Genomic DNA, 25,892 nt, shown 5'->3' on the forward strand with positions numbered 1-25,892 from the left:
GCCTCCAGAGTAGCTAGCCCGCGGCGAGTTGCTGCGGCGGGTTCGCCGGTGGCGGCGTGGGCTTGCGCTTCGGCGGGAAGACCTCGCCCGGGGTCGGGATCGGACGGTCCGGGCGCGGGCTCCTGACCGGGGACTGCGGCCGCGGCTCGGCGGCGGGGCTGCCCGCGGGCTTCTTCACGGGTTCCTCCGAGGCCGAGGTGGCGGCCAGGCCGCCGGGCAGGGCCGTCAGGCGGGTACGGGAGGCGGGGACCGTGGGCGTGGCGGAGAGGCCCGCGAGGCGGGTGCGGACGTCCTGCTCGACGAGGGCGCGGCAGCGGTCCAGGAGGGTGGCGGCGGCGGGGTTGCCGCTCAGCGCCCGGAGCGCGGCGAGGTCGTCCGGGTCGGGACGGTAGCCCGAGCCGAGTGCCTCCTCCAGGAGGACGAGGTAGCCCGCGGCGGTGCCGGGCAGGGCGGCCCGGTAGCGGGCGAGGTCGGCCAGCAGGAAGGCCCTGAGCCTGGCTCCCTCGCGGGCCGCCTCGTCGACGGACTCGGCGAGACGGAGGCAGTCCTGGACGTCTTCGGCCGAGGCGGGGGTGGGGTGGAGGGCGAGGGCGAGAGCGCGACGGAGCACACGCAGCTCCTGTGCTCCGAACGCCATGCCGCCGCGGGATCCGTAGGGCGTGGGCATGCGGCGACGATACGCGCTAATCAGACAAAATCCGCATAGCGTCTGCGCGTGTCCCTCCGGGGGTCGGCGGGTGGTTGGGCCGCAGGTGAGTGTCCTCCCCGACGACGCCCCCACCGGGGCTCCGCCCCGAACCCCCGTCCACCCGATCCCTTCGGCTGCGGGACGGTGGGGGTTGCTCGCGCAGTTCCCCGCGCCCCCAGGGTGGGGGCTTCGCCCCGCATTCCCCGCCCGCCCGGGTTCGTTCGGCTGACGGCCGCTCGATCGGCGTTTGAGGACGGGGCCAAAGGCCGAGCCCCACCCACCCCCGTCGACCCATCCATCCCGGCCCGCACCGTCCAGCCCGTCCGGCGATCGAGGACGAGGCCGTTCAGGCCGATGCTGGGGTCCAGGGGGCGCAGCGCCCCTGGCGGGGGTTGGGGCAGAGCCCCAGAAGGTTGGGACGGGTAAGGGCGGCGGGGGCGAGGGACTCAGGTGCGGGACACGTTGCGTTCGTAGACCAGGCGCAGACCGATCAGCGTGAGCCACGGCTCGTGCTCGTCGATGACGGAGGACTCGCCGAGAACCATCGGCGCCAGCCCACCCGTAGCGATGACGGTGACGTCGTCAGGATCCTCCGCCAGCTCGCGCACCATCCGGTTGACGACGCCGTCGACCTGCCCCGCGAACCCGTAGATGATCCCGGACTGCATCGCCTCGACGGTGTTCTTGCCGATGACCGCCCGAGGCCGAGCCACCTCGATCTTGCGCAGCTGAGCCCCCTTGACGCCGAGCGCGTCCACGGAGATCTCGATACCGGGCGAGATGACACCGCCGACGTACTCACCGCGCGCACTCACCGCGTCGAACGTGGTCGCCGTACCGAAGTCGACGACGATCGCCGGCCCCCCGTAGAGCTCCACGGCGGCGACCGAGTTGATGATGCGGTCCGCGCCGACCTCCTTGGGGTTGTCGGTGAGGATCGGCACGCCGGTCTTGACTCCGGGCTCGACCAGCACGGCGGGCACGTCGCCGTAGTAGCGGCGGGTCACCTCGCGCAGTTCGTGCAGCACGGACGGGACGGTGGCGCAGATCGCGATGCCGTCGATGCCGTCGCCCAGTTCCTCGCCGAGCAGCGGATGCATGCCCATCAGGCCCTGGAGGAGCACGGCGAGCTCGTCGGCGGTGCGGCGGGCGTCCGTGGAGATGCGCCAGTGCTCGACGATCTCCTCGCCGTCGAAGAGACCGAGGACGGTGTGCGTGTTGCCGACATCGATGGTGAGCAGCATGGGTCCTACTCCGCCTCGTTCGTCGAGGCCTGGTCCGACGCTTCGTCCGTCGACGCCTCGCGCAGGTCGAGGCCGATGTCCAGGATCGGCGAGGAGTGGGTCAGCGCGCCCACGGCCAGGAAGTCGACGCCGGTCTTCGCGTACACCCCGGCGCCCGCGAGCGTGAGCCGCCCCGAGGCTTCGAGGAGCGCCCGGCCCTCCACGATGGCCACCGCCTCCTCGCACTCGACGGGCGTGAAGTTGTCGAGAAGGATCAGGTCGGCGCCCGCGTCCACGACCTCGCGCAGCTGGTGCAGCGTGTCGACCTCGACCTCGATCGGCACCTCCGGGAAGGCCTCGCGGACGGCCTCGAAGGCCTGGGCGACGCCGCCGGCGGCGACCACGTGGTTGTCCTTGACCAGCGCCGCGTCCGACAACGACATGCGGTGGTTGACGCCGCCGCCCATGCGCACCGCGAACTTCTCCAGGGCGCGCAGGCCCGGCGTCGTCTTGCGGGTGTCGCGCACGCGGGTGCTGGTGCCCTCCAGGGCGTCCGCCCACGCGCGTGTGGCGGTCGCGATGCCGGACAGCCGGCACAGCAGGTTCAGCGCGCTGCGCTCGGCGGTGAGGAGGTCGCGGGTGCGGGTGGTGACGCTGAGGAGCTTTTGGCCCTCCTCGACCCGGTCGCCGTCCTCGACGTGCCGCTCCACCTCGAACTCGTCGGTGCAGACCACGGAGATGACCGCCTCGGCCACCCGCAGGCCCGCGACGACGCCCGCGTCACGGGCGACGAAGTCGCCGGTGGAGACGGCGTCCTCGGGGATGGTCGCGACGGTCGTCACGTCCACGCCGTGGTCGAGGTCCTCCTGGATGGCGACGTTCGCGATGTCCTCGACCTCCAGGGGGTCGAGCCCGGCGTCGGCGAGGAGCTGGGCGAGCGCGGGGTCGAGGCCGCACTCCATGTACGTGTCGTCGTCCGCTTCGGCGCCGCAGCCGCAGCCGTCGCCGCAGCCGCCGCTCTGGGCGAGGGGAAGGTCGGGGGTGCTCACTGCTGTCACTGCTCCTGAAGGCGCTGGGGCACGGGGGTCCCCCCTGGTCGGGGGAAGCCGGAGGTTTGCGGGAGGGTCGGGGGGAAGTCTGCGGTGTCCGTGGTGTGTACGGCCAGCGAGCGGTCGGGATTCAGCCGTACGACGATGTGGCGGCGCCAGTCGGCGTCGTCGCGGTCGGCGTGGTCCTCGCGCCAGTGGCAGCCACGAGTCTCCTCGCGCAGGCGCGCGGCCGCGACCAGAACCCTGGCCACGCACAGGAGGTTGGTGGCCTCCCAGGTGTCGACGCCGGGCTCGGAGGTCTTGCCGTTCTCGTCGAGGGCGTCGCGGGCGTCGGTGTGGAGCTGCTGGAGCCGGCCGGTGGCGGTCGCGAGGGACTCGGCGGAGCGCAGCACACCGGCGCCCTCCGTCATGATCCGCTGGATCGTGAACCGTGCCTCGGGGGCGAGCAGGGGGTGGGCGGGCTTCTCGGGGTGCGGGACCGGTACCGGCACGCGCGCGTGGAGGCCGTTTTCCGAGCGGCTCCGCGCGATGTCCGCGGCGATGCGCTCGGCGTAGACGAGGCCTTCCAGGAGGGAGTTGGAGGCGAGCCGGTTGGCGCCGTGGACGCCGGTGCAGGCGACCTCGCCGCACGCGTAGAGGCCGGGCACGGTGGTGCGACCGCGGGCGTCCGTGCGGACGCCTCCGGAGGCGTAGTGGGCGGCCGGGGCGACCGGGACGGGCTCGGTGACCGGGTCGATGCCGTGGGCGCGGCAGGCGGCGAGGATGGTCGGGAAGCGGTGCTCCCACATGTCGGCGCCGAAGTGCCGGGCGTCGAGGTACATGTGCTCGGCGTCGTGCTCCTGCATGCGCCGCATGATGCCCTTGGCGACGATGTCCCGGGGCGCCAGTTCGGCCAGCTCGTGCTGGCCGACCATGAAGCGCACGCCGTCCGCGTCGACCAGGTGGGCGCCCTCGCCGCGTACCGCCTCCGACACCAGCGGCTGCTGGCCCTCGGCGTCCGGGCCGAGGAAGAGCACGGTCGGGTGGAACTGGACGAATTCGAGGTCGGAGACCTCGGCGCCCGCGCGCAGGGCGAGTGCCACGCCGTCGCCCGTGGACACCGACGGGTTCGTCGTCGCGGAGAAGACCTGGCCCATGCCGCCGGTGGCGAGGACCACGGTGGGGGCGTGGACGGCTCCCACGCCGTCGTGCTGGCCCTCTCCCATGACGTGGAGGGTCACACCCGCGGTGCGGCCGTCGGAGTCCGTGAGGAGGTCCAGGACGAGCGCGTTCTCGACCGTGCGCAGGCCACGCGCGCGTACCGCCTCGACGAGTGCCCGGGAGATCTCGGCGCCCGTCGCGTCGCCGCCCGCGTGCGCGATACGGCGGCGGTGGTGGCCGCCCTCACGGGTGAGTGCCAGCTCGCCTTCGGTGGACTCGTCGAAGTGGGCGCCGGTCTCGATCAGGCGGCGTACGGCGTCGGGGCCCTCGGTGACGAGGATGCGCACGGCGTCCTCGTCGCACAGGCCCGCGCCCGCGACGAGGGTGTCGTCGAGGTGCTGTTCGGGGGTGTCGCCGTCGCCGAGGGCCGCGGCGATGCCGCCCTGCGCCCAGCGCGTGGAGCCGTCGTCGAGGCGGGCCTTGGTGACGACGACGGTCCTCAGGCCCGCGGCCTCGCAGCGCAGTGCCGCGGTGAGGCCCGCGACGCCGGAGCCGACGACCACCACGTCGGCGGTGAGGGCCCAGCCGGGGGCGGGTGCGTGCAGTCGTATGCCAGTACCCGTAGGTGTACCTGTGCCTGTGGCGGTCACGAGGCGGCTCCGAAGGTGAGGGGGAGGTTGTCGATCAGGCGGGTCGTGCCGACCCGGGCGGCGACGGCGAGGACCGCCTCGCCGGTGAAGTCGTCCTCGATGTCGGTGAAGTCCGACGGGTCGACCAGCGCCAGGTAGTCCAGGACCAGCGGCGGCTGGAGGCGGGCGGCCTCGTCCAGGACGAGGCGGGCGGCGCCGCGGACGGCGGCGGGGCCGCCGGGTACGGCCTTGGCGACCGCGTGCGCGTCGGCGGCGGCGCGGGATTCGCCGATCGCGCTGAGCGCCTCGGCACGCGCGCGCGTGGCGGGCACTTCGCGGGCCCGGGCGCGCAGGGCCTCCTGGGCGGCGTGCCGGTCGCGGCCCGCGAAGAGTGCCTGGGAGAGGGCGAGCGCGGTGCGCCGCTCCTCGGGCGAGAGGTAGCGGTTGCGGCTGGAGAGGGCGAGCCCGTCCTCCTCGCGCACGGTGGGCACGCCGACGATCTCCACGCCGAAGTTCAGGTCGCGCACCATGCGGCGGATCAGGGCGAGCTGCTGGGCGTCCTTCTGCCCGAACAGCGCCGTGTCGGGCCGGGTGAGGTGCAGCAGCTTGGCGACGACGGTGAGCATGCCGTCGAAGTGGCCGGGGCGCACGGCACCCTCCAGGCGCTCGCCCATGGGGCCCGCGGAGAGGCGGACCTGGGGATCGCCGCCGGGGTAGACCTCGTCCACGAAGGGGGCGAACACGGCGTCCGCGCCCGCCTCCTCGGCGATCTTGAGGTCGGCGTCGAGGGTGCGCGGGTAGCGGTCGAGGTCCTCGCCCGCGCCGAACTGGAGCGGGTTCACGAAGACCGTGACGACGACTTCGCCCTCGGGCCCGGCGATCTCGCGGGCGGCGCGGATCAGCGTGGCGTGGCCCTCGTGCAGGGCGCCCATGGTCATCACGACGGCCCGGCTGCCGCGGTGTACGCGCGCGTGCAGCTCGTCGGCGGTGCGCAGCAGGGTGGTCATCGGTCGCTCCCGTCGTCGGGCAGGGTCGCGCCGTCGGCGAGTACCCCGAGGAGGTCCTCGGCGAGTTCCGGCTTCAGCAGTCCGTGGGCCAGCGCCCGGTCGGCGGTCGCGCGGGCCATCGCGAGATAGCCGGCGACGGTCCCCGGGGCGTGCTTGCGCAGTTCGGCGACGTGCGCGGCGACCGTGCCGGCGTCCCCGCGCGCGACGGGCCCGGTGAGGGCGGCGTCGCCCGACCTGAGGGCGTTGTCGAGGGCGGCGCCGAGCAGCGGGCCGAGCATCCGGTCCGGGGCCTCCACGCCGGCGGTGCGCAGCAGTTCCATGGACTCGGCGACCAGGGTCACCAGGTGGTTGGCGCCGAGCGCGAGGGCCGCGTGGTAGAGCGGGCGGGACTCCTCGGCGATCCACTCGGGCTCGCCGCCCATCTCGATCACCAGGGCCTCGGCGGCCAGGCGCAGCTGTTCGGGCGCGGTGACTCCGAAGGAGCATCCGGCGAGCCGCTGCACGTCCACGGGGGTGCCGGTGAACGTCATGGCGGGGTGCAGCGCGAGCGGCAGGGCGCCCGCCCTGAGCGCCGGGTCGAGCACTCGCGCGCCGTACCGCCCGGAGGTGTGCACGAGCAGCTGTCCGGGCCGGATGGCGCCCGTCTCGGCGAGCCCCTCGACGAGCCCGGGCAGAGCGTCGTCCGGAACCGTCAGCAGGACCAGGTCGGAGCGCTCCAGGACCTGCGCCGGGGAGAGCAGCGGCACGTCGGGCAGGAGCAGCGCGGCGCGCCGCCTGGAGGCGTCGGAGACCCCGGACACGGCCACCGGGCGGTGCCCGGCGAGCTGGAGCGCCGCGGCGAGGGCGGGGCCGACCCGGCCCGCGCCGACAACGCCGACGGTGAGCCGCGCGGGGCGGTCCTTGGGGTCTGGCTGGGGGAATGTACTCACTCGACGGCGGCCTTCCGTTCCAGTCCGCTCGGGGTACCGGACGATTTCTCGTCATGTTAACGCGATTGGTTCGAGCGTCGTTTTCGTTGTCCACAGGCTGTGGGTTTCCGCAGGTCGCGGGGGGGTGCGGAAAACGAGGATGCCGAGGCGGGGCCGCGCGCGACATCATCCGGGGATGAGCGATACGGCGGAAGCGACGGCGGGACAGGACCCGATGACGGTGGGACAGGACCCGGAGAGTGCGGGCCAGGATCCGGAAGAGGCGGCCGAGCGGCTGCGGGAGCGGCGGAGTGCCGCGCTGCGGGCGGCCCGGCGCGTGCTGTGGCGGCCCAGCCACCAGCACACGGTCCGGGAGCGGCTGACCTGGCTGAACGAGGGCGCCAAGGGCGTGTACGACCTCGACCGGCCCGTCGACATGTACGGCGGCCAGATCGTCGAGACCCTGGAGGAGCGGGTCGCGGGCCTGCTCGGCAAGGAGGCGGCCGCCTTCTTCCCCACCGGCACCATGGCCCAGCAGGTCGGCCTGCGCTGCTGGGCGGGCCGCACCGGGAACCCGACCGTCGCCCTCCATGCGCTCGGCCACCCCGAGGTCCATGAACGGCACGCGTTCAGCCAGGTCAGCGGCTTGCGCCCGGTGCGGGTGACCGACGAGCCCCGGCTGCCCACGGCCCAGGAGATACGGGACTTCGAGGAGCCCTTCGGGGCGCTGCTGCTCGAACTGCCGCTCAGGGACGCCGGTTTTGTGCTGCCCTCCTGGGAGGAACTCTCCGAGGTCGTGGAAGCCGCCCGGGATCGTGACGCGGTGGTCCACTTCGACGGAGCCCGCCTGTGGGAGTGCACCTCGCACTTCGGCCGCCCGCTGGACGAGATCGCGGGCCTCGCGGACAGCGTCTACGTGTCGTTCTACAAGTCGCTCGAAGGCTTCGGCGGGGCGGCTGTCGCGGGCCCGAAGACGCTGATCGACGAGGCGAAGACCTGGCGGCACCGGTACGGCGGCATGATCCTCCAGCAGTTCCCGACGGTGCTCGCCGCGCTCATCGGCCTGGACCGGGAGCTGCCCCGGCTGCCGGAGTACGTGGCCCACGCGCGCGTGGTCGCCGCCGCCCTGCGCGACGGTTTCACGGAGGCCAAGGTCCCCTGGGCGCGCGTCCACCCGGAAGAGCCGCACACCCACCAGTTCCAGGTGTGGCTGCCGTACGACCCCGACGTCCTCACGGACGCGGCGCTGCGGCAGACCGAGGAGACCAAGACCTCGCTCTTCTCTCAGAGCTGGATGCGGGGTGGTCCGGGGCTCGCGCTCACCGAGGTCACGGTGGCGGCGCCCGGTCTGGAGTGGACGGCGCAGGACGTACGGGCGGCCGTCCGGGAGTTCGTCGAGCGACTGCCCGGCTGACCGCACACGGAGTCCGGCGCCCGGCCGACCCCGCACGGACGCCGGCGGTCGACCACCCCGCACGGAGGTCAGCGGCCCGGGTGCGGCGGCCGTCCGCGCAGCCACCGGCCCAGGGCCTGGCGTATCCGCCCGTGGGCCGGGCGGCCCGCCACGACCGCCCGGAACCGCCGGAGGTCGCGCAGCTCGCGGGCGACCTGCCAGTCGTGCGCGCCGGGCGCCGGAGGGGCCGGCTCGCCGTGCCGGCTGGCCCGGTAGCTGTCGAGCAGGTACTGCTGGGTGATGCTCATGGCTCATCGCCTCTCGGGACGGAAACGCGCGACGGAAGGGGGATCCGAAGGCCCGCGGTTGCCCCGGTCGTCCCAGATTGCGCCCGTCCTCGGTGGCTGTCGCCTCGATTGACGGTCGCCGTCAATCGACGACGGCGTTGTCAGTGGCGGGGTGCACCATGAGGTCATGAGCGTGCACATCGACGTCACCGGGCTGCGGCAGGAGCGGATCTCCGTCGTGCCGTCGCCCCTGGCCGAGCTCTGCATGGCGCTGCACGCGCTGTCCGAGCCGGGTCACCACCCCGGGCTGCAGGGCTGGGCGACCGGTGTGACCGCCCGGCTCGACTCGCATCTCGCGGACCGGATGTGCGAGGCCGACTTCCTGTGGCGGACGACGTTCTCGGACCTGTTCCTGCCGTACGCGGGGATTCCCGGCAGGACCACGCTCCCGGGCGCCACGCTCGCCGAGGAGCTGGACCTGCTGGACAAGCTGACCGACGAGCAGTTCGTGGACGCCGCCCTGGAGTTCACCTGCGCGCTTCCGTACGCGGCGCCGGGCCGGGACACGCTCTCCGACCCGGAGTTGCAGCAGCGCGCGCTGGAGCTGGCCGCCGCACGCGGACCCCAGCAGGTGCGGTTCAGCAAGCGGCTGCTGGACGATCCGCCGCAGATCCGGGCATGGCTGCGGCAGTTCCTGGAGGACTGCGACGAGGCCTTCTTCGCCGAGACCTGGTCCCGGCTGCGCCACCAGCTCGCGGCGGACGCCCGCCACAAGACGGATCTCCTGCGGCACAAGGGCCTGGCCGAGGCCATGGCCTCGGTGTCACCGGCGGTGACGCTCGACGAGACCGGCCGGACGATCACGGTCGACAAGCTGGGCCAGGGTCAGACGGCCACCGGGGAGGGCGGGCTCCTCCTCGTGCCGACCAGTCTCGGCTGGCCGCACCTGATGGTGCTGCACCGCTACGGCTGGCAGCCGGTGCTGCACTACCCGGTCGGTTCCCCGGAGCTCGCGGCCCCGTTCTCGCTGGAGCAGCTGACCCTGCGGATGACCGCCCTGTCCCATCCGGTCCGGATGCGGATCTGCCGCAGCCTGGCCCGCAGCGCGTTCACCACGGGCGAGCTGGCGCAGGTGAACGGGATGACGGCCCCGGAGATATCCCGGCACCTGGGCGTGCTGAAGAAGGCGGGCCTGATCACCACGAGGCGCCGCGGGCGGTACGTGCTGCACCAGCTGGACGTCAGCGTCGTGGCCCGGCTGGGCAGCGACTTCCTTGAGGGCATCCTGCGCTGAACCCTGCGGCCCCACGTCGAGCCCGGCGGCCCGCGTCGAGGTAGGCAGACCTGTGTCCGGCGCTCCGGAAGCTCAGTCGAACCGGATGTGCTTGGCGCCGGTCCACGCCCGCCGCAGCCGCCCCCGCACCACCCCGTCCTTGTTCGGCGTCAGCGTCAGTCCCGCGAGCACGGCGATCCGGTCGGCCGTCTTGGCGACCGTCGTGTGATCGGTCCACAGGTGCTCCGCGAACTCCGGCTCGCGCAGCCGCTCCAGGCAGTCGTCGAGCTGCCGCACGGCCCAGCTCTCGTGCCGCAGCGGGGCGTCCTTCCCGGCGACGTACTGAAGGAGGTGTCCGAAGCCGCGCTCGCGCAGCCGCTTCAGTACGGTCTCGCGCTCGGCGAGGAGCGCGAAGTGCCGTACGTCGTGGCCCAGTTCGGTAAGCCGCCCGACCGTCTCCTCGAAATAGCGGGCGTTGGTGACCGTCATGGGGGCGATGACCACGCCGTCGTGTTTGCCGAGGGCGAGGTCGAGCACCTCGACCACACCCTGCCGCCAGGACGCCAAGTCCTGGAAGTCCCCGCGCAGTTCGGGCGGCAGCATGCGGCGCAGACCGAAGCCGGCGTGTTCCGGGTCGCAGACGACGCTGCCGGGCAGCCGCCGCTGGATCTCGTGTGCGGTCTGTGTCTTGCCGCCCCCGAAGGGGCCGTTGATCCACAGGAGCATGCGCAGACCCTAGTGGGCCCCGGTCACGCCCCGGTCACGCACCCACGGTCGCCCCGTCGGCCCGGATCAGCGGTGCCCGTCCCGGATCAACGCTGCCCGCCCGCCCGTACGAGCCCCGTCTCGTAGGCGAGGACCACCACCTGCACCCGGTCCCGGAGCCCCAGCTTGGTCAGGATGCGCCCCACATGCGTCTTCACGGTGGCCTCGGACAGCACGAGACGGGCCGCGATCTCGCCGTTCGACAGACCCTGTGCGACCAGCACCATCACCTCGCGCTCACGGTCGGTGAGCCGCTCCAGCTCCTTGTGCTGGGGCTCCTTGCCGACGTGGGGCAGCATCGGCGCGAACCGGTCGAGCAGGCGCCGGGTGGTGGAGGGCGCGACCACGGCGTCACCGCTGTGCACGGAGCGGATGGCGGTGAGCAGCTCGCCGGGCGGCACGTCCTTGAGCATGAAGCCGGAGGCGCCCGCCTTCAGCCCGGAGAAGGCGTACTCGTCGAGGTCGAAGGTGGTGAGTATCAGCACCTTCGGCGGGTTGGGATCCGAGCAGATGCGGCGGGTGGTCTCCACACCGTCCAGCTTCGGCATGCGTACGTCCATCAGCACCACGTCGACCGCGGTCGACCGCAGGACCTGGAGGGCCTCGACGCCGTCGCCCGCCTCGGCCACGACCTCCATGTCCGGCTGGGCATCGAGCACCATCCGGAAGCCGGTGCGCAGCAGCACCTGGTCGTCGACGAGCATCACGCGGATCGCCATCGGGGTCTCTTCCCTCTCCATCAACGGTCAAAAAGCTTTAGAACTGGCCAAAAGATGTCGTTACAGGTGTCAGTGAGCCGACTTGAGCGGCAGCAGGGCGCTGATGCGGAAGCCTCCACCGGGGCGCGGCCCCGCGTCCAGAGTGCCGCCGACCATACCGACACGCTCGCGCATCCCGATCAGGCCGTGCCCCTGGCCGTCGGCGCCGCCCTCCTCGTACAGCTCGTGGGGCGCGCCCTTGCCGTCGTCCTCGACGAGCAGTCCGAGCCCGTCGTCGAAGTAGACCAGGCGCACGCTCGCACCCGCGTTCGGGCCACCGTGCTTGCGCGTGTTGGTGAGCGCCTCCTGGACGATCCGGTACGCCGTGAGCTCCACCCCGCTGGGCAGCGGGCGCGGGGTGCCCTCGACCTTGAAGTCGACGGGCAGGCCCGAGGTGCGGCACTGCTCGATGAGGTCGTCGAGCTGCTCGACGTCGGGCTGCGGCACGTACTCACCGCTCTCCTGGTGCTCGCCGGTGCGCAGCACGCCGAGCAGGCGGCGCATCTCGGCGAGGGCCTGGCGGCCGGTCCCGGAGATGGTCTCGAGGGCCTTCCTGGCCTGCTCGGGGGCGGCGTCCATGACGTACGCGGCACCGTCCGCCTGGACCACCATCACCGAGACGTTGTGCGCGACCACGTCGTGCAGTTCTCGGGCGATCCGGGCGCGCTCGGCGGCGACGGCCACCTTGGCCTGCGCCTCGCGCTCCTTCTCCAGGCGGGCGGCGCGCTCCTCCAGCTGGGCGAGGTAGGCGCGGCGGGTGCGGATGGAGTCACCGAGGACCCAGGCGAGCGCGAACGGAACCGTCTGGAAGATCACTATCAGGACGGCGCCCAGCGGACCCTGGTCCCTCAGGGGCCAGCGGAGCTGCCCGACGGTCGCCGCGCACAGGCCGCCGATCAGCCCGAGGCGCGAAGCCCAGCGGGCACCGTCCGCGGCGACGGTGTAGATGATCACCAACATCGCGAAGTCCGCGGGCGCCGGCGGGACGTCCAGGACCACCTGTGCGACACCTACCACTGCGGCCAGGACCAGCATCTTCTCGGGCATCAGGCGGCGCAGCGCGACGACCGCACTCAGTACGACGGCGATCGGGAGCGCCGCGGCGAGCGACCCTCGCTGGTCGGAGGCGCCGTTGACATTGCTCAGGCTCACGCCGGAGATCCCGAGCAGGACGACGGCCCAGAAGCTGTCGACCCACGTCGGGTGCCTGCGGAGGAAGTCATAGAGGCGCTGCACGTAACCCAGCGTAGGGAAGCATGCAGTGTGCAGGGGTCAACCGGAGGGTCGATCCGCAAGAGGCGCTCGTACTCCCCAAGGTGGATGCTCCCCCGCCCGGGACGGCTAGGGCCTGTCTTCCAGGGGGGCCTAGCCTGGTGCAGTGAGACGTGTGGTGACAGGTACGTGGCGAGGTTGGCGCGAGGCCACGGAGGAGGCCCTGTACGGGCCCTCCGGCTTCTATCGCGGGCCCGAGGGGCCGGCCGGGCACTTCCGTACGTCGGTGCACGCGTCCCCACTGTTCGCCGCGGCCGTCGCCCGGCTGCTGTGCCGGGTCGACGAGGCCCTCGGCCGCCCTGCCGAGCTCGCCTTCGTGGACATGGCGGCGGGCCGCGGTGAGCTGGTGACCGGTGTCCTCGCCGCGCTCCCCGCCGAAGTGGCCTCCCGCGCGCGCGGGTACGCCGTCGAACGTGCAGACCGCCCCGCCGGTCTCGATCACCGGATCGAGTGGCTCGCCCAGCCCCCGAAGGGGATCACCGGGCTGCTGTTCGCCAACGAGTGGCTGGACAACGTGCCGGTGGACGTGGCGCAGGTGGACGCGACGGGCGTACCCCGGCTGGTTCTCGTACGGGATGACGACGGGGCCGAGCGCCTGGGTGAGCCCGTGGCCGGGGTGGCGGCGGAGTGGCTGCGGAGGTGGTGGCCGCTGGCCCCCGAAGAGGCGCCTTTCCCGGGGACGCCCTCCGAGGAGGCGCCCTTCGAGGGGGCCCGTGCCGAGATCGGCCTCCCCAGGGACACCGCTTGGGCCAGTGCGGTCGCCTCCGTGGACCGGGGTCTCGCCGTCGCCGTCGACTACACGCACTTCGCCGCCGCGCGACCGCCTTTCGGGACACTCACCGGCTTCCGCGAGGGCCGGGAGACGGTGCCCGTGCCGGACGGCTCGTGCGACATCACGGCGCATGTGGCGCTGGACGCGTGCGCGCTGCCCGGAGGACGCGTGGTGACCCAGCGGGCGGCCCTGCGCGCGCTCGGCGTGAGCGGCGCCCGACCGGCGCTCACGCTCGCCGCCACGGACCCCACCGCCTACGTACGCGCTCTGGCAGGCGCAGGGGAAGCCGCCGAACTCACCGCGACCGGCGGCCTGGGCGACTTCGGCTGGCTGCTCCAGTCGGTTGGAATTCCAAACCCGATGATCGACGGCCTACTTGCCGACGATCCACTGGCTGACGGCCTACTTGTCGATGTCCCCGACCACGAAGAACAGTGACCCCAGGATCGCCACCATGTCCGCGACCAGCGTCCCGGGCAGCAGCTCCACCAGCGCCTGGATGTTGTTGAACGAGGCCGAGCGCAGCTTCAGCCGGTACGGGGTCTTCTCGCCCTTGCTGACCAGGTAGTAGCCGTTGATCCCGAGGGGGTTCTCGGTCCAGGCGTAGGTGTGTCCCTCGGGCGCCTTCAGGACCTTCGGGAGGCGCTGGTTGATCGGCCCGGGCGGAAGGTCCGCGAGCCGGTCGAGACAGGCCTCCGCGAGGTCGAGCGCGTTGTGCGTCTGCCCGAGGAGGCACTCGAAGCGGGCCAGACAGTCACCCTCCTGGCGGGTGACGACCTTCAGGGTGTCCTGGAGCTCCCCGTAGGCGAGGTACGGCTCGTCCCGGCGCAGGTCGAAGTCGACACCCGAGGCGCGCGCGATCGGCCCGCTCACTCCGTAGGCGTGCACGGTCTCCGGCGCGAGGGCACCCACGCCCCGCGTACGTCCCCGGAAGATCTCGTTGCCGAGCACCAGGTCGTCGTACACGCCCATCCGCGAGCGCAGGGCCGCGACGGCGCCGCGCGCGCGGGTGGTCCAGCCGGCCGGAAGGTCCTCCTTGAGACCGCCGACGCGGTTGAACATGTAGTGCATGCGCCCGCCGGAGATCTCCTCCATGACGTGCTGGAGTTCCTCGCGCTCCGTGAAGGCGTAGAAGATCGGGGTGATCCCGCCCAGCTCCAAGGGGTACGAGCCCAGGAACATCAAGTGGTTCAGGACCCGGTTGAGCTCCGCGAGGAGTGTGCGCATCCACACCGCGCGCTCGGGGACCTCCATGCCGAGCATCCGCTCCACGGCGAGGACCACGCCCAGCTCGTTCGAGAAGGCCGAGAGCCAGTCGTGGCGGTTGGCGAGCATGACGATCTGGCGGTAGTCACGGGCCTCGAAGAGCTTCTCCGCGCCGCGGTGCATATACCCGATCACCGGCTCCGCGTGCTGGATCCGCTCACCGTCCAGGACCAGCTTCAGCCGCAGCACACCGTGCGTGGACGGGTGCTGGGGTCCGATGTTGAGCACCATGTCGGTGCTCTCCGCGGCGCCGCCGATACCGACCATGGTCTCCGTCGTAGGAGTCATGGGGACAGTCTGTCGTACGTACCCTTGCGGCATGGATACGGGGAGCGCGGAGACCGCGGGAAACACCGTGGGAAGCACGGCGACGGAGCCGGTCTGGACCGGGCTGCCGCCGGGGCTGCTGCGGATGCGCCGGCTGCTGCTGGTGGTGTGGCTGGGACTGCTGACGATCGTCCTTGGGCTGCTCCTCGCAGTGTTCGCGGGCGCCGTCTGGGCGGCCTTCGCACTGCTGCCGTTGGCCCTGCTGGTGTGGGGCTGGGGAATGCTGGGGCGCAACTGGCGCTCCTGGCGGTACGCCGAGCGCGCGGACGACCTGCTGATCAGCCGGGGTGTGCTGTTCCGCGAGGAGACCGTGGTGCCGTACGGACGGATGCAGCTGGTCGAGGTGACCTCCGGGCCCGTGGAGCGGCACTTCGGACTGGCGAGCGTGCAGCTGCACACGGCGGCCGCCGCGACCGACGCGTGCATCCCGGGCCTGGACCCGGCCGAGGCCGAGCGGCTGCGTGACCGGCTGACCGAGCTGGGCGAGGCCCGATCGGCGGGGCTGTGAGCACGCCGGCGCCCGGCGCGGAGGACGCCATACCGGAGGAGAAGCCGCTGATGGAGCGGCGGCTGCACCCCGTGACACCGTTCCGGCGCGCCTGGGCGCCGGTCGCCGTGGTCGCCGGATGGGCCGTGCACGACCCCAACCAGGCGCAGGAGCAGCTGACCAGGCTGACGACGACCGCGCTGCTCATCGGGCTCGCCGTCATCGTCCCGGCCGCCGCCCTCTACGGCTTTCTGAGCTGGTGGTTCACGCACTTCGCGGTGACCGAGACCGAACTGCGCATCCGCACCGGCCTGTTGTTCCGGCGCACCGCGCACATCCGGCTCGACCGGCTGCAGGCCGTCGACGTCACCCAGCCGCTACTGGCCCGCGTCGCGGGCGTCACCAAGCTCAAACTCGACGTCATAGGAACGGACAAGAAGGACGAACTCGCCTTCCTCGGCGAGGACGAGGCCCGTGCCCTGCGCGCCGAACTCCTCGCCCGCGCCGCCGGTTTCGCCCCCGAGACGGCTCACGAGGTCGGCGAGGCGCCGGTGCGGCAGCTGCTGCACGTCCCGGCGGGCTTCCTCGCCGTCTCCCTCGTCCTCACCGGCGCCACCTGGGGTTCCCTGGCCGCCGCGCTCGTCGTACCCCCGTTCCTGTGGTTCACCACCCACAGCGTGTGGACGGTCCTCGCCACCGGGGTGCCACTGCTCGGCGCCGCGGGCGCGAGCAGCGTGGGGCGGTTCGTCGGCGAGTACGACTGGACGGTGGGCGAGTCGCCGGACGGGCTGCGCATCGACCACGGCCTCCTCGACCGTACGCACGAGACGGTGCCGCCCGGACGTGTGCAGACCGTACGGATCGTCGAACCGCTGCTGTGGCGGCGACGCGGCTGGGTACGCGTGGAACTCGACGTGGCGGGGTCCTCGAACTCCGTCCTCGTGCCCGTCGCTCCGCGCGAGGTCGCCGAGTCGGTGATCGCGCGGGTGCTGCCAGGGGTGACGGTGCCGTCCGGCCTGTCCCGGCCGCCACGCCGGGCCTGGTGGTGCGCGCCGCTGTGGTGGCGGGGGTACGGGCTCGCCGTCACCGACACCGTCTTCGCGGCGCGTCACGGGCTGCTGCGCCGCCGCCTCTCGCTCGTACCGCACGCGAAGGTGCAGAGCGTACGGCTGGCACAGGGGCCCTGGGAGCGCTTCAGGGGCGTCGCCGACGTCCATGTGGACACGGGGGCCAACCAGACGGTGACGGCGCGGCTGCGGGACGCCTCGGAGGCCGCGGAGCTTCTTCAGGCGCAGGCCGACCGGTCGCGGACGGGTCGGCGCGAGGCCCGGCCGGACCGGTGGATGGCGTGAGACTGCGGGAGACGCGGGAGACGCGGGAGACTGCGTGACTTGACGTGAGCCGATGTGAATCGTGAATCGGGGTGCGGCCCGAGACCGCGTGAGGGCAGTGGCCCGAGCCACTGCCCTCATGCGCGTGAGTCACGTACAGGCGGCCTCAGGAAGCCGCGGTCCGCAGCTCCGTCAGGTCGATGTGCTCGGTCTCGTCGTGCGCGGTCAGGTCGATGACCTGGCCGACACCGCGGGACCCCTCGTCGGCGGGCTTGAAACCGGACTCGGCCTCGGCCTTGTGCAGGGCGAGCGCCTCCTGTCCGACCACGTCCGCGAGGTCCTCGTTCTGCATGGCCTCCATGGCGGCCGAGGACGTCCCCTTCTGCGTACCGAAGAAGTCGAACCCTCCCTCGACCGAGGGGCGCCGCACGGGCGCGGCCGGGGCGACGGCCACCGCGGTCGGAACGGTGAAGTGCCCGGAGGCACGGGAGGGCTTCGAAGGGTTCACCGGGTGGGCCGCCGGGGCGGCCGGCTCCGCCTCGATGGACGCCGTGCGTGCGGCGGGGACGGGCAGCGCCGCCGTCTTGGCGTCGGTCAGCGGGCGGTTGCCCTTCGGAGGACCGTCCGTCGGGGGTTCTCCGTCTTCGGACCCTCCTTTGGCGGGCTCTCCCTTGGCGAGCTCTCCTTCGGCGGACTCGCGCTCGCCGGAGGCGGGGGCATCGGCATCAGCCTCGGAATCCGAGGCGGCTGCGGTTTCGACCTCGGCTTCGGAGTCGGCCTCAGTGTCGCCTTCGACTTCGGCGCCGGGCTTCGCATCGTCGTCCGGATCGGTGTGCGGGTCGGTGTCCGCGTCGGAGACGTCGGTCGCCGCATCGCCGGTCGTGATCCGGCTCAGCGCGGCGTCGGCGCGCAGGAAGAGCGACGACCCGGCCGGGGAGAAGACCTGGGGAGACACGGGCACGTCCGTCGACTCCTCGGCGGCGTCCTCCGCCTCTACGGTGGTCACGTCTTCGCCGGTGACACCGGCCTCGGTGTCCTCACCCGTGCCTTCGCCCGCGCCCTCGTTCATGTCCTCGTCCGTAGCAGCCAGGCCCTCGGGAGCCTCCGGCTCCGCCGAGTCCACGGCGTCCACGGATTCCGCGGACTCCACGGTCTCCGTCGCGGCGGGCAGCGCGCGAGCGGGGGCCACCGTCTCTATCTCGAGCAGCCGGCGACCCTCCAGGGCGCTCGCCCGCTCCGTCTCCGCCGTGGCGTACCGCCGCAGCAGCGCCGCGTGTTCGTTGCGCAGGCCCGCCAGCTCCGCCCGCTTCGCGCGCAGCTTGTGCTCGAGCTTGGTGCGCAGCTCGCGCGACTCGTCGAGGTCGGTCTCGAGCTCGGCGACGCGCTCCTCGTGACGCCACTCGTCACTCGCACGCGCGCGCGTGAGGTCCGCGACGCGCTTGCCCGCCGCCGTGTCCCAGCGGCGCATGACGACGCCGCCCACGACGGCGGTCACCGCGGCGGCCGCGGCCAAGGCGCGGAGCACCGTTGGTTCCGTGAACAGCCACGGCCCCACGGCGCAGACGAGCGAGACGCCTGCGATCGCCGAAGGAGGCAGCAGCCGGTGCAGAGGTGGGGAATGGCGGTGACGTCCACGTGGCATGGCCAGAAACTTACCGCGCGTAGGCGAATCTTGGAGCCCCGCCCGGTAAAAACACGGCTACCCCAGGGGCTTCACACCGCCTCAGCCGCCTATAAGGGCAACTCCTTGTCCCACAAGGGCTCCCGCTTGCCCCGCAATGCGGCTACTTGTTGATCAATTCCCTTGAGTTCGCGCCATTCGAGAGATTCGAGGGACTCCAGGAATTCCAGGAGGCTCGGCGCGTATCACGAGGGCCCCCACGTATTCGGGGACGCCGGTCAGCGGTCGCTCAGCCGCCCGCTGAGCCACTGAAGCGTCGCCGGGATCTCCCGCCGCCACGTGTTGAAGTTGTGACCGCCGCTGTCGAGGATTATCGACGCGATCTGGGTGCGGTGCTTGGACTGCACGAGGCTGATGAACTTGAGGGTCTCCTTGTAGTTGTGCTCGCCCACCTTGCTGCTGGTGACCAGCAGCGATGTGCCGGGGGCGGGCTTGTGCTGCATGAACCAGCGCAGGTCCGCGCTGTTGCGCAGCTCCTTGTTCCCGTGGAAGAGGTCGCCCGTCGTGGGGTCGATCGGTGCCTTGTAGTACGGCGACAGACCCGCCGCGGCGGCGTACGCCTCGGGGTGGTGCAGCGCCAGCTTCAGCGCGCAGTAGCCGCCCGTGGAGTCGCCGACGATGCCCCAGCTTCCGGGCTTTTTGCCCACCCTGTAGTGAGCCGACACGGCATCGGGGAGGTCCTTGGCGAAGAACTTCTCGGTCTGCGGACCGCCCGGGATGTCCACGCACTCCGTGTCCCGCGGGGGCGCGACCGTCGGCCTCATCATGACGAGGATCATCGGCTGCATCTGCCCGTTCTTGGACAACTCGTGGGCCGTCTGCGGATAGTGCAGACCCTTGATGAGTGCCGCGGCGGTGCCCGGGTAGCCGGTGAGGATCGTGACCGCCGGGAAAGTGCGGGTGCGGTAACGCGACTGGAAGTACTCGGGGGGAAGGTAGACGAACGCGGGCGTGGCGATGTGCGTCATACGGCCGACGATGTCGACCTTCTGGATCTGGCCGCCGATCTGCGGCCGGGTCCCGCCCGCCACGCTCACCGGCTGGGTGTCGACCACTTGGAGAGGCCCGCCTTCGGAACCGCCCCGGCCGCCGTGGTAGACGACCACGCCCTGGCCGCTCTCCTGACCGAAGAGGTCCGCCCAGCTCGCGTAGAACCCGAACGCCTGGTTGGCGTACAGACCGATCGAAGCGAAGACCGCCACCTGGGTGACCAGAAGCAGTCCGACCCGTCCGCTGACGGCCCGCCAGTTGCGTCGCGCCAGCCGCGGCCACCACCACACCGTGCCGACGAACAGCAGCACGGCGAACAGAACCGCCAGCACCAGCACCTTGTTGCTCGTGAGACCCATGAGCTGTCCTGCCTGCGCTTTCCGCCCCGGGCCGCCCCGCTCCTTCGCGGGGCCTTGCCCAGGACTTTCCTTGCCTTTTGAACCGGCTTTCCGCTGGGGAGTGAACCTGACTCCCCAAGACACCGTCCTAGAGGGCGCAATGTCGCCGGATGCCGGAATGGCGCCGGATTCAAGGTCTCTCGCAGAACTACGGGATGCGATGTCTGTCAGGATAGATGGGGAAATGTCGAGCGAGGTTCCAGACCGCACGGGCAGGACGCGACGCATACTCCGCGGTCCGCGCCCAGAGGCCGTTCCCGCCCTCGTCGCCAGGGCCTGCACACTCGTAGGGGTGCTGGACATCGCCGCGGGGGTCTTCCCGCGCTTCCGGCGCAGCCGTATGCACGCCATGGCCGAGGTGCTGCCGGGCTCGTTCGGCCCCTTCGCCGCGGCGCTGTCGCTCAGCGCGGGCGTACTCCTGCTGCTGCTCGCACACGGGCTGCGGCGCCGCAAGCGCCGGGCGTGGCGGGCCGCCGTGGTCCTGCTGCCGGCGGGTGCAGTCGCCCAGTTCGCGTACCGCCATTCGATCATCGGCGTCGTCATCTCCGTCGCGCTGCTCGCGCCGCTGCTGCGCCACCGGAGCGAGTTCGCCGCCCTGCCCGATCCGCGCAGCCGCTGGCGCGCGCTCGCCAACTTCGTCCTCATGGGCGCCGGTTCCCTCGTCCTCGGACTGGTCATCGTCAGCGCCCACCAGAACCGGATGGTCGGCGACCCGAGCCTGGCCGACCGCATCACGCACGTCCTGTACGGCCTGGTCGGCTTCGAAGGCCCCGTCGACTACGCCGGGTCCACGTCCTGGACGGTCGCCTTCTCGCTCGGCGCGCTCGGCTGGCTGACCGCCGTCACGACGATCTACCTGGCCTTCCGGCCCGAGCACCCCGCCGCCCGCCTCACGGAGGACGACGAGACCCGACTGCGGGCCCTGCTGGACAAGCACGGCAGCCGCGACTCGCTCGGCCACTTCGCGCTCCGCCGCGACAAGGCCGTCGTCTTCTCCCCCAGCGGCAAGGCGGCCGTCGCCTACCGCGTCATCTCCGGCGTGATGCTCGCCAGCGGTGACCCCATCGGCGACGTCGAGGCCTGGCCCGGCGCCATCGAACGCTTCATGGACGAGGCCAAGGCCCACTCCTGGACCCCCGCCGTCGTGGGCTGCTCGGAGACGGGCGGCGAGGTGTGGACCCGCGAGACCGGCCTCGACGCCCTCGAACTGGGCGACGAGGCGGTGGTGGACGTCGCGGATTTCTCCCTGTCCGGACGCGCGATGCGCAACGTGCGTCAAATGGTGAAGCGCATCGAACGGGCTGGCTACGAAACCCGGGTGCGGCGCATCCGTGACCTCAGCGAGGGCGAGCTGGAGCGGATACGACGTGCGGCCGAGGCCTGGCGCGGCACGGACACCGAGCGCGGCTTCTCCATGGCGCTCGGCCGCATCGGCGACCCGTCCGACGGCGACTGCCTGGTCGCCACCGCCCACAAGGCGGACGACGCGCTCGGCCCGTACGGCGACCTGAAGGCCGTCCTGCACTTCGTCCCCTGGGGCGCGGACGGGGTCTCCCTCGACCTCATGCGCCGCGACCGCTCGGCCGACCCCGGCATGAACGAGCTGCTCATCGTGGCGGCGCTCGAGGCGTCCCCGCGTCTGGACATCAAGCGGATCTCGCTCAACTTCGCGATGTTCCGCTCGGCGCTGGCACGCGGCGAGAAGATCGGCGCGGGGCCAGTGCTGCGGGCCTGGCGGGGCCTGCTCGTCTTCCTCTCGCGCTGGTTCCAGATCGAGTCCCTGTACAAGTTCAACGCGAAGTTCCGCCCCCGCTGGGAGCCCCGCTTCGTCGTCTACGGCTCCTCCCGCGACCTCCCGCGCATCGGCTTCGCCGCCATGCAGGCCGAGGGCTTCGTGAACCTGGCCCTCCCGAGCCTGCTGCGCCGCCGCGCGCGGGCTCCGCGCCCCTGCGCCCACGGCGTGTCGGAACGCGAGGTCAGGGCGGCGTAGCCCCCTTGAACAGGCCCGAGCGAGGGCCCCTACCCCAGCCCTGGGGACCCTCGCTCGGGCCGCGGCCTCCCCCGGGGCCCGATATCAACACGTCCACCCTTTTCAAGGCGACTGCTCACCTTTCAAGGCGACTGCTCACCCGACCGGGACCGCACCCCGAGGGCGCTTCTCACCCTCCCGAGACCACACCCCGACGGGACTGCCTGGCGCCGACCGAGTCGGGTGGGTGTGCGGGAAACAGGCCGCGAAGCGGCCAAAAGACCCCCGCCGGAGCGAACCCGCAGACGATTCGGCCCCCCGCCGGAGGCCTAGGCTGGACGTATGAACTCCGAGCGCCGCCGCGGCCACGTCGCGGGACTGCCGACCTGGGACCGCTGCGCGGTCATGGGGGTCGTCAACGTGACCCCCGATTCCTTCTCCGACGGCGGCCGCTGGTTCGACACGACGGCCGCCGTCAAACACGGCCTCGACCTGGTCACCGAGGGCGCCGACCTGGTGGACGTCGGCGGCGAGTCCACCCGCCCCGGCGCGACCCGCGTCGACGAGGCGGAAGAGCTCAAGCGCGTCATCCCGGTCGTTCGCGGCCTCGCCTCCGAGGGCGTCACCGTCTCCGTCGACACCATGCGCGCATCCGTCGCCGAGCAGTCGCTCGCCGCGGGCGCCGCCCTCGTCAACGACGTGAGCGGCGGTCTCGCCGACCCCGCGATGATCCCCGCCGTCGCCGCGGCCGGCGCACCCTTCGTGGTCATGCACTGGCGCGGCTTCCTCGAGGGCGGCAACGTGAGGGGGACATACGCGGACGTCGTCTCCGAAGTCGCCGACGAGCTGCACGCACGTGTGGAGGCCGTTCTGGCGGGCGGCATCGCCCCCGACCGCATCGTCGTCGACCCGGGCCTCGGCTTCTCCAAGGACTCCGAGCACGACCTCTCGCTGCTCGCCCACCTCGACCGGCTGAGCGAACTCGGCCACCCCCTGCTCGTCGCCGCCTCCCGCAAGCGGTTCCTGGGCCGCGTACTGGCCGGCCCTGAGGGCGCCCCGCCGCCGGCCCGCGAACGGGACGCCGCCACCGCCGCCGTCTCCGCGCTCGCCGCCCACCAGGGTGCCTGGGCGGTCCGCGTCCACGAGGTACGGGCCACCGCCGACGCCGTACGAGTCGCCCGGGCCGTAGAGGGAGCCCAGTGAGCGCACCCCGCACCGACATCGAGCAGGTCGAACTCGCCAACACCGCCTTCTACGAGGCACTCGAGCGGGGTGACTTCGAAGGACTGTCGTCGCTGTGGCTGGCCCCCCTCGACACCGCCGACGACGACATCGAGGGCGACGGCGTGGTGATCTCCTGCGTCCACCCCGGCTGGCCGCTCCTCAACGGCCGTGGCGAGGTCCTGCGCTCGTACGCGTTGATCATGGCGAACACGGAGTACATCCAGTTCTTCCTCACGGACGTGCACGTCTCCGTCACGGGCGACACCGCGCTGGTGACCTGCACGGAGAACATCCTCAGCGGCGGCCCCGCCCCCGAGGACAGCGACGAGCTCGGCCCGCTCGTCGGCCAGCTGGTCGTCGCCACGAACGTGTTCCGCCGCACGGCCGACGGCTGGAAGCTCTGGTCGCACCACGCCTCACCCGTACTCGCCGAATCGGGCGAGGACGAGGACGAGGACACCCCTGGCTGAGGGCGAGAACACCCCCGCTGAGCCCCCGGACACCCCCGGTCGGGTGGGCGGGCGGCCCACGGGCACCAAGGAGTGGTTGGAATCACGAACCGCTGGGTAGGGGCGGCTACCAACCCGTGAGCCGCCGTGTTCCCCAGGGGAAACGCCCGATGAAGCCTCATGACCATGATGTGGGCGCGCGTCCCCGCGGGCGAGCTCTGTCAGTGCCCGCAGGTAGATTCGTTTGAGGCCGGTGCGCCGACCGCACTCGGTGGACATCGGCCGCTACCGACGATTGCAGGAGTGATTCGCGTGGATCGTGTCGCGCTGCGCGGCCTCAAGGCCCGCGGGCACCACGGTGTCTTCCAGAAGGAACGCGAGGAAGGCCAGACCTTCATCGTGGACCTGAGGCTGGGCCTGGACACCCGACCGGCCGCGGCCGAGGACGACCTGTCGAAGACCGTGCACTACGGCATCGTGGCGGAGGAGGTCGTGGCCGTCGTCGAGGGCGAGCCCGTCGACCTCATCGAGACCCTCGCCGAGCGCATCGCCCAGACCTGCCTGAAGCACGACGGGGTCCAGGAGGTCGAGGTCTGCGTCCACAAACCGGACGCGCCGATCACGGTCCCCTTCGACGACGTGACCGTCACGATCACCCGGAGCCGAGTATGACCGCCTACTTCACCGAGGGTCAGAGCGACCCGACCGTACAGCCGGTGCCCGCCTCCGTGGTCGAGCGGGTGGACGCCGCCGACACGACCCTGCAGAACCCGAAACGGGCGGTGCTCTCCCTCGGCTCGAACCTGGGCAACCGCCTGGAGACCCTCCAGGGCGCCATCGACGCCCTGGAGGACACCCCCGGCCTCCGCGTCAAGGCGGTCTCCCCCGTCTACGAGACGGAGCCCTGGGGCGTCGAACCGGGCAGCCAGCCGACGTACTTCAACGCGGTAGTGGTCCTCAAGACCACCCTCCCGCCGTCCTCGCTCCTGGAGCGGGCACACGCGATCGAGGAGGCCTTCCACCGCGTACGGGACGAGCGCTGGGGCCCGCGCACGATCGACGTGGACATCGTGGCGTACGCCGATGTCGTCTCCGGCGACCCGGTCCTGACCCTCCCTCACCCGCACGCCCACGAACGGGCCTTCGTGCTGGCCCCCTGGCACGACGTGGAGCCCGAGGCCCAGCTGCCCGACCGCGGCCCCGTGGCCCACCTGCTCACCGCCGTCACCCGGGAAGGTGTCCTGCCCCGGCCCGACCTGGAACTCCGGCTGCCCGAGTAGTCGTTAAGGTCAGGACGACCAAGACGGGCTTACAAGAGGGGCAAAGGGACAACAACGTGAAACAGCTGCGCATCAGGACGCTGGCAGCCGTGTTCGTCGTGGCCGGTGTGCTGTCCTGGGCTGGCGCACGCCTGTGGAGCGCGGTGGGGACCCTCCCGCGGGTCCCGCTGGCCGCCCCCATCGTCCTGGCCCTGATCGCCGTCGTCCTGCTGTCCACGGCGCTCTCGCTGCGCGCCCGCCTCAAGGCCCAGCGTGAACGCCGCCCCGGCGCCAAGGGCGTCGACCCTCTGATGGCGGCCCGCGCGGTCGTCTTCGGCCAGGCGAGCGCCCTGGTCGCGGCCCTGGTGTCGGGCATGTACGGCGGTACGGGCGCGTTCCTGCTCGAGTCCCTGGACATCCCCGCCCGTCGCGACCAGGCCATCTACGCCGGTTTCTCGGTCCTCGCCGGCGTCGCCGTGATAGCGGCCGCCTTCTTCCTGGAGCGCGTCTGCAAGCTCCCGGAGGACGACGACAACGAACACGGGGGCGCGGCCCCCGTCGCCTGACGGACGGGGCGCGCAGCGGACGTACGGGCCGGGGCGCTAACGCGCCATGATCAGGCTCATCGCCTCGTTGCGGGTGGCGGGATCGCGCAGCTGGCCGCGCACGGCCGAGGTGATGGTCTTCGCGCCGGGCTTGCGCACCCCGCGCATCGACATGCACATGTGCTCGCACTCCACGACGACGATCACACCGCGCGGCTCCAGGATCTCCATCAGGGAGTCGGCGATCTGCGTGGTGAGCCGTTCCTGCACCTGTGGCCGCCGGGCGTAGACGTCCACGAGCCGGGCCAGCTTCGACAGACCCGTGATCTTGCCGTCCATGGACGGGATGTAGCCGACATGGGCCACGCCCACGAACGGCACCAGGTGGTGCTCACAGCTGCTGAGGACCTCGATGTCCTTCACGAGCACCATCTCGTCGTGTCCGAGGTCGAAGGTGGTCGTCAGCACGTCCTCGGGCTTCTGCCACAGCCCCGCGAATATCTCCCTGTACGCCCTGGCGACCCGCCCGGGCGTCTCGCGCAGTCCCTCGCGGTCCGGGTCCTCGCCGACCGCGATGAGAAGCTCCCGTACGGCGTTCTCGGCGCGCTTCTCGTCGAACTCGCCGATCACACCTTCGCCGTCCAGCGTCACGGGGTCGGTCATGTGGTCCTCGTTCCTGTGGATCTTGCGCGTGCCGGTCGACGCGTCCAAAACGTGCGGTCGTGCGAAAATGCCGCGCCCCCCAGGCTAGAACCTGGGGGGCGCGGCATCCATTCCGGGCCTGGTGGGGCCGCCGGGAGCC

The 25,892-nt window shown here is 72.0% G+C and carries 25 protein-coding genes; 11 read left to right on the plus strand and 14 right to left on the minus strand.

Annotated features, from left to right (window positions below):
- Positions 1–13 precede the first annotated feature (13 nt).
- The 6 genes from SMIR_RS16045 to SMIR_RS16070 all read right to left on the minus strand — a co-directional run bounded on the left by SMIR_RS16045 (position 14) and on the right by SMIR_RS16070 (position 6,665).
- A complete protein-coding gene (locus tag SMIR_RS16045; RefSeq protein ID WP_212728368.1) occupies positions 14–637 on the minus strand; it encodes a hypothetical protein in 624 nt (207 codons plus the stop codon).
- Between the two features lie 497 nt (positions 638–1,134).
- Positions 1,135–1,932 (minus strand): type III pantothenate kinase, encoded by a 798-nt coding sequence (locus SMIR_RS16050; protein WP_101399912.1) that lies wholly within the window; start codon positions 1,930–1,932, stop codon positions 1,135–1,137.
- Positions 1,933–1,937: 5 nt separating this feature from the next.
- Positions 1,938–2,960: a carboxylating nicotinate-nucleotide diphosphorylase gene (gene nadC, locus SMIR_RS16055; RefSeq protein ID WP_168494261.1), complete on the minus strand. Its 1,023-nt coding sequence runs from the start codon at positions 2,958–2,960 to the stop codon at positions 1,938–1,940.
- A gap of 5 nt (positions 2,961–2,965) precedes the next feature.
- On the minus strand, positions 2,966–4,750 hold the full coding sequence (locus tag SMIR_RS16060; RefSeq protein WP_168494259.1) for an L-aspartate oxidase: 1,785 nt from the start codon (positions 4,748–4,750) through the stop codon (positions 2,966–2,968).
- Positions 4,747–5,736, minus strand: coding sequence for a pantoate--beta-alanine ligase (panC, locus tag SMIR_RS16065; protein WP_168494257.1), 990 nt, complete (start codon positions 5,734–5,736; stop codon positions 4,747–4,749). Before panC ends, SMIR_RS16060 begins: the two co-directional genes overlap by 4 nt.
- Positions 5,733–6,665: a Rossmann-like and DUF2520 domain-containing protein gene (locus SMIR_RS16070; RefSeq protein ID WP_075032433.1), complete on the minus strand. Its 933-nt coding sequence runs from the start codon at positions 6,663–6,665 to the stop codon at positions 5,733–5,735. The genes panC and SMIR_RS16070 overlap by 4 nt, the downstream gene beginning before the upstream one ends.
- Positions 6,666–6,879: 214 nt before the next feature.
- Here SMIR_RS16070 and SMIR_RS16075 point away from each other — a divergent pair, with 214 nt between their 5' ends.
- Positions 6,880–8,058 carry a threonine aldolase family protein gene (locus tag SMIR_RS16075; RefSeq protein ID WP_248003687.1) on the plus strand — a complete coding sequence of 393 codons (1,179 nt, stop codon included), beginning with the start codon at positions 6,880–6,882 and terminating at the stop codon, positions 8,056–8,058.
- Positions 8,059–8,126: 68 nt separating this feature from the next.
- On the opposite strand, the gene SMIR_RS16080 is transcribed toward SMIR_RS16075, so the two are convergent.
- Positions 8,127–8,345: a hypothetical protein gene (locus SMIR_RS16080; RefSeq protein ID WP_168494253.1), complete on the minus strand. Its 219-nt coding sequence runs from the start codon at positions 8,343–8,345 to the stop codon at positions 8,127–8,129.
- A 166-nt stretch (positions 8,346–8,511) separates the two neighbouring features.
- Here SMIR_RS16080 and SMIR_RS16085 point away from each other — a divergent pair, with 166 nt between their 5' ends.
- Positions 8,512–9,618, plus strand: a complete 1,107-nt coding sequence (locus SMIR_RS16085; RefSeq protein ID WP_168494251.1) for a DUF5937 family protein — start codon at positions 8,512–8,514, stop codon at positions 9,616–9,618.
- 72 nt (positions 9,619–9,690) lie between these two features.
- Here SMIR_RS16085 and SMIR_RS16090 read toward each other — a convergent pair whose 3' ends face one another.
- The 3 genes from SMIR_RS16090 to SMIR_RS16100 all read right to left on the minus strand — a co-directional run bounded on the left by SMIR_RS16090 (position 9,691) and on the right by SMIR_RS16100 (position 12,356).
- Entirely contained in the window at positions 9,691–10,323 is a 633-nt protein-coding gene (locus tag SMIR_RS16090; RefSeq protein WP_168494249.1) for an AAA family ATPase, read from the minus strand.
- An 86-nt stretch (positions 10,324–10,409) separates the two neighbouring features.
- Entirely contained in the window at positions 10,410–11,081 is a 672-nt protein-coding gene (locus SMIR_RS16095; RefSeq protein ID WP_101399904.1) for a response regulator transcription factor, read from the minus strand.
- 69 nt (positions 11,082–11,150) lie between these two features.
- Positions 11,151–12,356 carry a sensor histidine kinase gene (locus SMIR_RS16100; protein WP_168494247.1) on the minus strand — a complete coding sequence of 402 codons (1,206 nt, stop codon included), beginning with the start codon at positions 12,354–12,356 and terminating at the stop codon, positions 11,151–11,153.
- Positions 12,357–12,498: 142 nt separating this feature from the next.
- Between SMIR_RS16100 and SMIR_RS16105 the strand changes: the two genes are divergently transcribed.
- Positions 12,499–13,602 carry an SAM-dependent methyltransferase gene (locus SMIR_RS16105; protein WP_212727149.1) on the plus strand — a complete coding sequence of 368 codons (1,104 nt, stop codon included), beginning with the start codon at positions 12,499–12,501 and terminating at the stop codon, positions 13,600–13,602.
- Here SMIR_RS16105 and SMIR_RS16110 read toward each other — a convergent pair.
- Positions 13,567–14,718, minus strand: coding sequence for an NADH-quinone oxidoreductase subunit D (locus tag SMIR_RS16110; protein ID WP_168494243.1), 1,152 nt, complete (start codon positions 14,716–14,718; stop codon positions 13,567–13,569). The two genes, SMIR_RS16105 and SMIR_RS16110, sit on opposite strands and share 36 nt — an antisense overlap.
- A 31-nt stretch (positions 14,719–14,749) precedes the next feature.
- Here SMIR_RS16110 and SMIR_RS16115 point away from each other — a divergent pair, with 31 nt between their 5' ends.
- Together SMIR_RS16115 and SMIR_RS16120 are read left to right on the plus strand one after the other, a co-directional pair.
- On the plus strand, positions 14,750–15,265 hold the full coding sequence (locus SMIR_RS16115; RefSeq protein ID WP_168494241.1) for a PH domain-containing protein: 516 nt from the start codon (positions 14,750–14,752) through the stop codon (positions 15,263–15,265).
- A 50-nt stretch (positions 15,266–15,315) separates the two neighbouring features.
- Positions 15,316–16,596: a PH domain-containing protein gene (locus SMIR_RS16120; RefSeq protein WP_168501208.1), complete on the plus strand. Its 1,281-nt coding sequence runs from the start codon at positions 15,316–15,318 to the stop codon at positions 16,594–16,596.
- A 145-nt stretch (positions 16,597–16,741) separates the two neighbouring features.
- On the opposite strand, the gene SMIR_RS16125 is transcribed toward SMIR_RS16120, so the two are convergent.
- Both SMIR_RS16125 and SMIR_RS16130 read right to left on the minus strand, forming a co-directional pair.
- The gene (locus tag SMIR_RS16125) at positions 16,742–18,217 is read right to left on the minus strand and encodes a coiled-coil domain-containing protein (RefSeq protein WP_212727150.1); all 1,476 of its coding nucleotides are present in this window, start codon (positions 18,215–18,217) and stop codon (positions 16,742–16,744) included.
- Positions 18,218–18,474: 257 nt separating this feature from the next.
- The gene (locus SMIR_RS16130; protein ID WP_212727151.1) at positions 18,475–19,605 is read right to left on the minus strand and encodes an alpha/beta hydrolase; all 1,131 of its coding nucleotides are present in this window, start codon (positions 19,603–19,605) and stop codon (positions 18,475–18,477) included.
- Positions 19,606–19,828: 223 nt separating this feature from the next.
- Here SMIR_RS16130 and SMIR_RS16135 point away from each other — a divergent pair, with 223 nt between their 5' ends.
- From SMIR_RS16135 to SMIR_RS16160, 6 genes are all read left to right on the plus strand, one after another.
- Positions 19,829–21,634 (plus strand): phosphatidylglycerol lysyltransferase domain-containing protein, encoded by a 1,806-nt coding sequence (locus tag SMIR_RS16135; RefSeq protein WP_168494235.1) that lies wholly within the window; start codon positions 19,829–19,831, stop codon positions 21,632–21,634.
- A 321-nt stretch (positions 21,635–21,955) separates the two neighbouring features.
- Positions 21,956–22,816 (plus strand): dihydropteroate synthase, encoded by an 861-nt coding sequence (gene folP / locus SMIR_RS16140; RefSeq protein WP_101399895.1) that lies wholly within the window; start codon positions 21,956–21,958, stop codon positions 22,814–22,816.
- Positions 22,813–23,307 carry a nuclear transport factor 2 family protein gene (locus tag SMIR_RS16145; protein ID WP_168494233.1) on the plus strand — a complete coding sequence of 165 codons (495 nt, stop codon included), beginning with the start codon at positions 22,813–22,815 and terminating at the stop codon, positions 23,305–23,307. Before folP ends, SMIR_RS16145 begins: the two co-directional genes overlap by 4 nt.
- Positions 23,308–23,598: 291 nt before the next feature.
- Entirely contained in the window at positions 23,599–23,958 is a 360-nt protein-coding gene (gene folB, locus SMIR_RS16150) for a dihydroneopterin aldolase (RefSeq protein WP_168494231.1), read from the plus strand.
- Complete coding sequence (folK, locus tag SMIR_RS16155) at positions 23,955–24,566, plus strand: 2-amino-4-hydroxy-6-hydroxymethyldihydropteridine diphosphokinase (RefSeq protein ID WP_168494229.1); 612 nt, start codon at positions 23,955–23,957, stop codon at positions 24,564–24,566. The genes folB and folK overlap by 4 nt, the downstream gene beginning before the upstream one ends.
- A 56-nt stretch (positions 24,567–24,622) precedes the next feature.
- Entirely contained in the window at positions 24,623–25,111 is a 489-nt protein-coding gene (locus SMIR_RS16160; protein ID WP_168494227.1) for a DUF3180 domain-containing protein, read from the plus strand.
- 36 nt (positions 25,112–25,147) lie between these two features.
- On the opposite strand, the gene folE is transcribed toward SMIR_RS16160, so the two are convergent.
- Positions 25,148–25,753 carry a GTP cyclohydrolase I FolE gene (gene folE / locus SMIR_RS16165; protein WP_168494225.1) on the minus strand — a complete coding sequence of 202 codons (606 nt, stop codon included), beginning with the start codon at positions 25,751–25,753 and terminating at the stop codon, positions 25,148–25,150.
- Positions 25,754–25,892 lie beyond the last annotated feature (139 nt).

Origin of the sequence: Streptomyces mirabilis (assembly GCF_018310535.1) — a bacterium.
Taxonomy (GTDB): Bacteria; Actinomycetota; Actinomycetes; order Streptomycetales; family Streptomycetaceae; genus Streptomyces.

What these genes read in the sequence shown, in the direction of transcription:
- SMIR_RS16045 (WP_212728368.1), bottom strand. Translation starts at nt 637, where the DNA reads ATGGCGTTCGGAGCACAGGAGCTGCGTGTGCTCCGTCGCGCTCTCGCC.
- SMIR_RS16050 (WP_101399912.1), bottom strand. Translation starts at nt 1,932, where the DNA reads ATGCTGCTCACCATCGATGTCGGCAACACGCACACCGTCCTCGGTCTC.
- panC (WP_168494257.1), bottom strand. Translation starts at nt 5,736, where the DNA reads ATGACCACCCTGCTGCGCACCGCCGACGAGCTGCACGCGCGCGTACAC.
- SMIR_RS16075 (WP_248003687.1), top strand. Translation starts at nt 6,880, where the DNA reads ATGACGGTGGGACAGGACCCGGAGAGTGCGGGCCAGGATCCGGAAGAG.
- SMIR_RS16080 (WP_168494253.1), bottom strand. Translation starts at nt 8,345, where the DNA reads ATGAGCATCACCCAGCAGTACCTGCTCGACAGCTACCGGGCCAGCCGG.
- SMIR_RS16085 (WP_168494251.1), top strand. Translation starts at nt 8,512, where the DNA reads ATGAGCGTGCACATCGACGTCACCGGGCTGCGGCAGGAGCGGATCTCC.
- SMIR_RS16090 (WP_168494249.1), bottom strand. Translation starts at nt 10,323, where the DNA reads ATGCTCCTGTGGATCAACGGCCCCTTCGGGGGCGGCAAGACACAGACC.
- SMIR_RS16095 (WP_101399904.1), bottom strand. Translation starts at nt 11,081, where the DNA reads ATGGCGATCCGCGTGATGCTCGTCGACGACCAGGTGCTGCTGCGCACC.
- SMIR_RS16110 (WP_168494243.1), bottom strand. Translation starts at nt 14,718, where the DNA reads ATGACTCCTACGACGGAGACCATGGTCGGTATCGGCGGCGCCGCGGAG.
- SMIR_RS16115 (WP_168494241.1), top strand. Translation starts at nt 14,750, where the DNA reads ATGGATACGGGGAGCGCGGAGACCGCGGGAAACACCGTGGGAAGCACG.
- SMIR_RS16120 (WP_168501208.1), top strand. Translation starts at nt 15,316, where the DNA reads ATGGAGCGGCGGCTGCACCCCGTGACACCGTTCCGGCGCGCCTGGGCG.
- SMIR_RS16125 (WP_212727150.1), bottom strand. Translation starts at nt 18,217, where the DNA reads ATGCCACGTGGACGTCACCGCCATTCCCCACCTCTGCACCGGCTGCTG.
- SMIR_RS16130 (WP_212727151.1), bottom strand. Translation starts at nt 19,605, where the DNA reads ATGGGTCTCACGAGCAACAAGGTGCTGGTGCTGGCGGTTCTGTTCGCC.
- SMIR_RS16135 (WP_168494235.1), top strand. Translation starts at nt 19,829, where the DNA reads ATGTCGAGCGAGGTTCCAGACCGCACGGGCAGGACGCGACGCATACTC.
- folP (WP_101399895.1), top strand. Translation starts at nt 21,956, where the DNA reads ATGAACTCCGAGCGCCGCCGCGGCCACGTCGCGGGACTGCCGACCTGG.
- folK (WP_168494229.1), top strand. Translation starts at nt 23,955, where the DNA reads ATGACCGCCTACTTCACCGAGGGTCAGAGCGACCCGACCGTACAGCCG.
- folE (WP_168494225.1), bottom strand. Translation starts at nt 25,753, where the DNA reads ATGACCGACCCCGTGACGCTGGACGGCGAAGGTGTGATCGGCGAGTTC.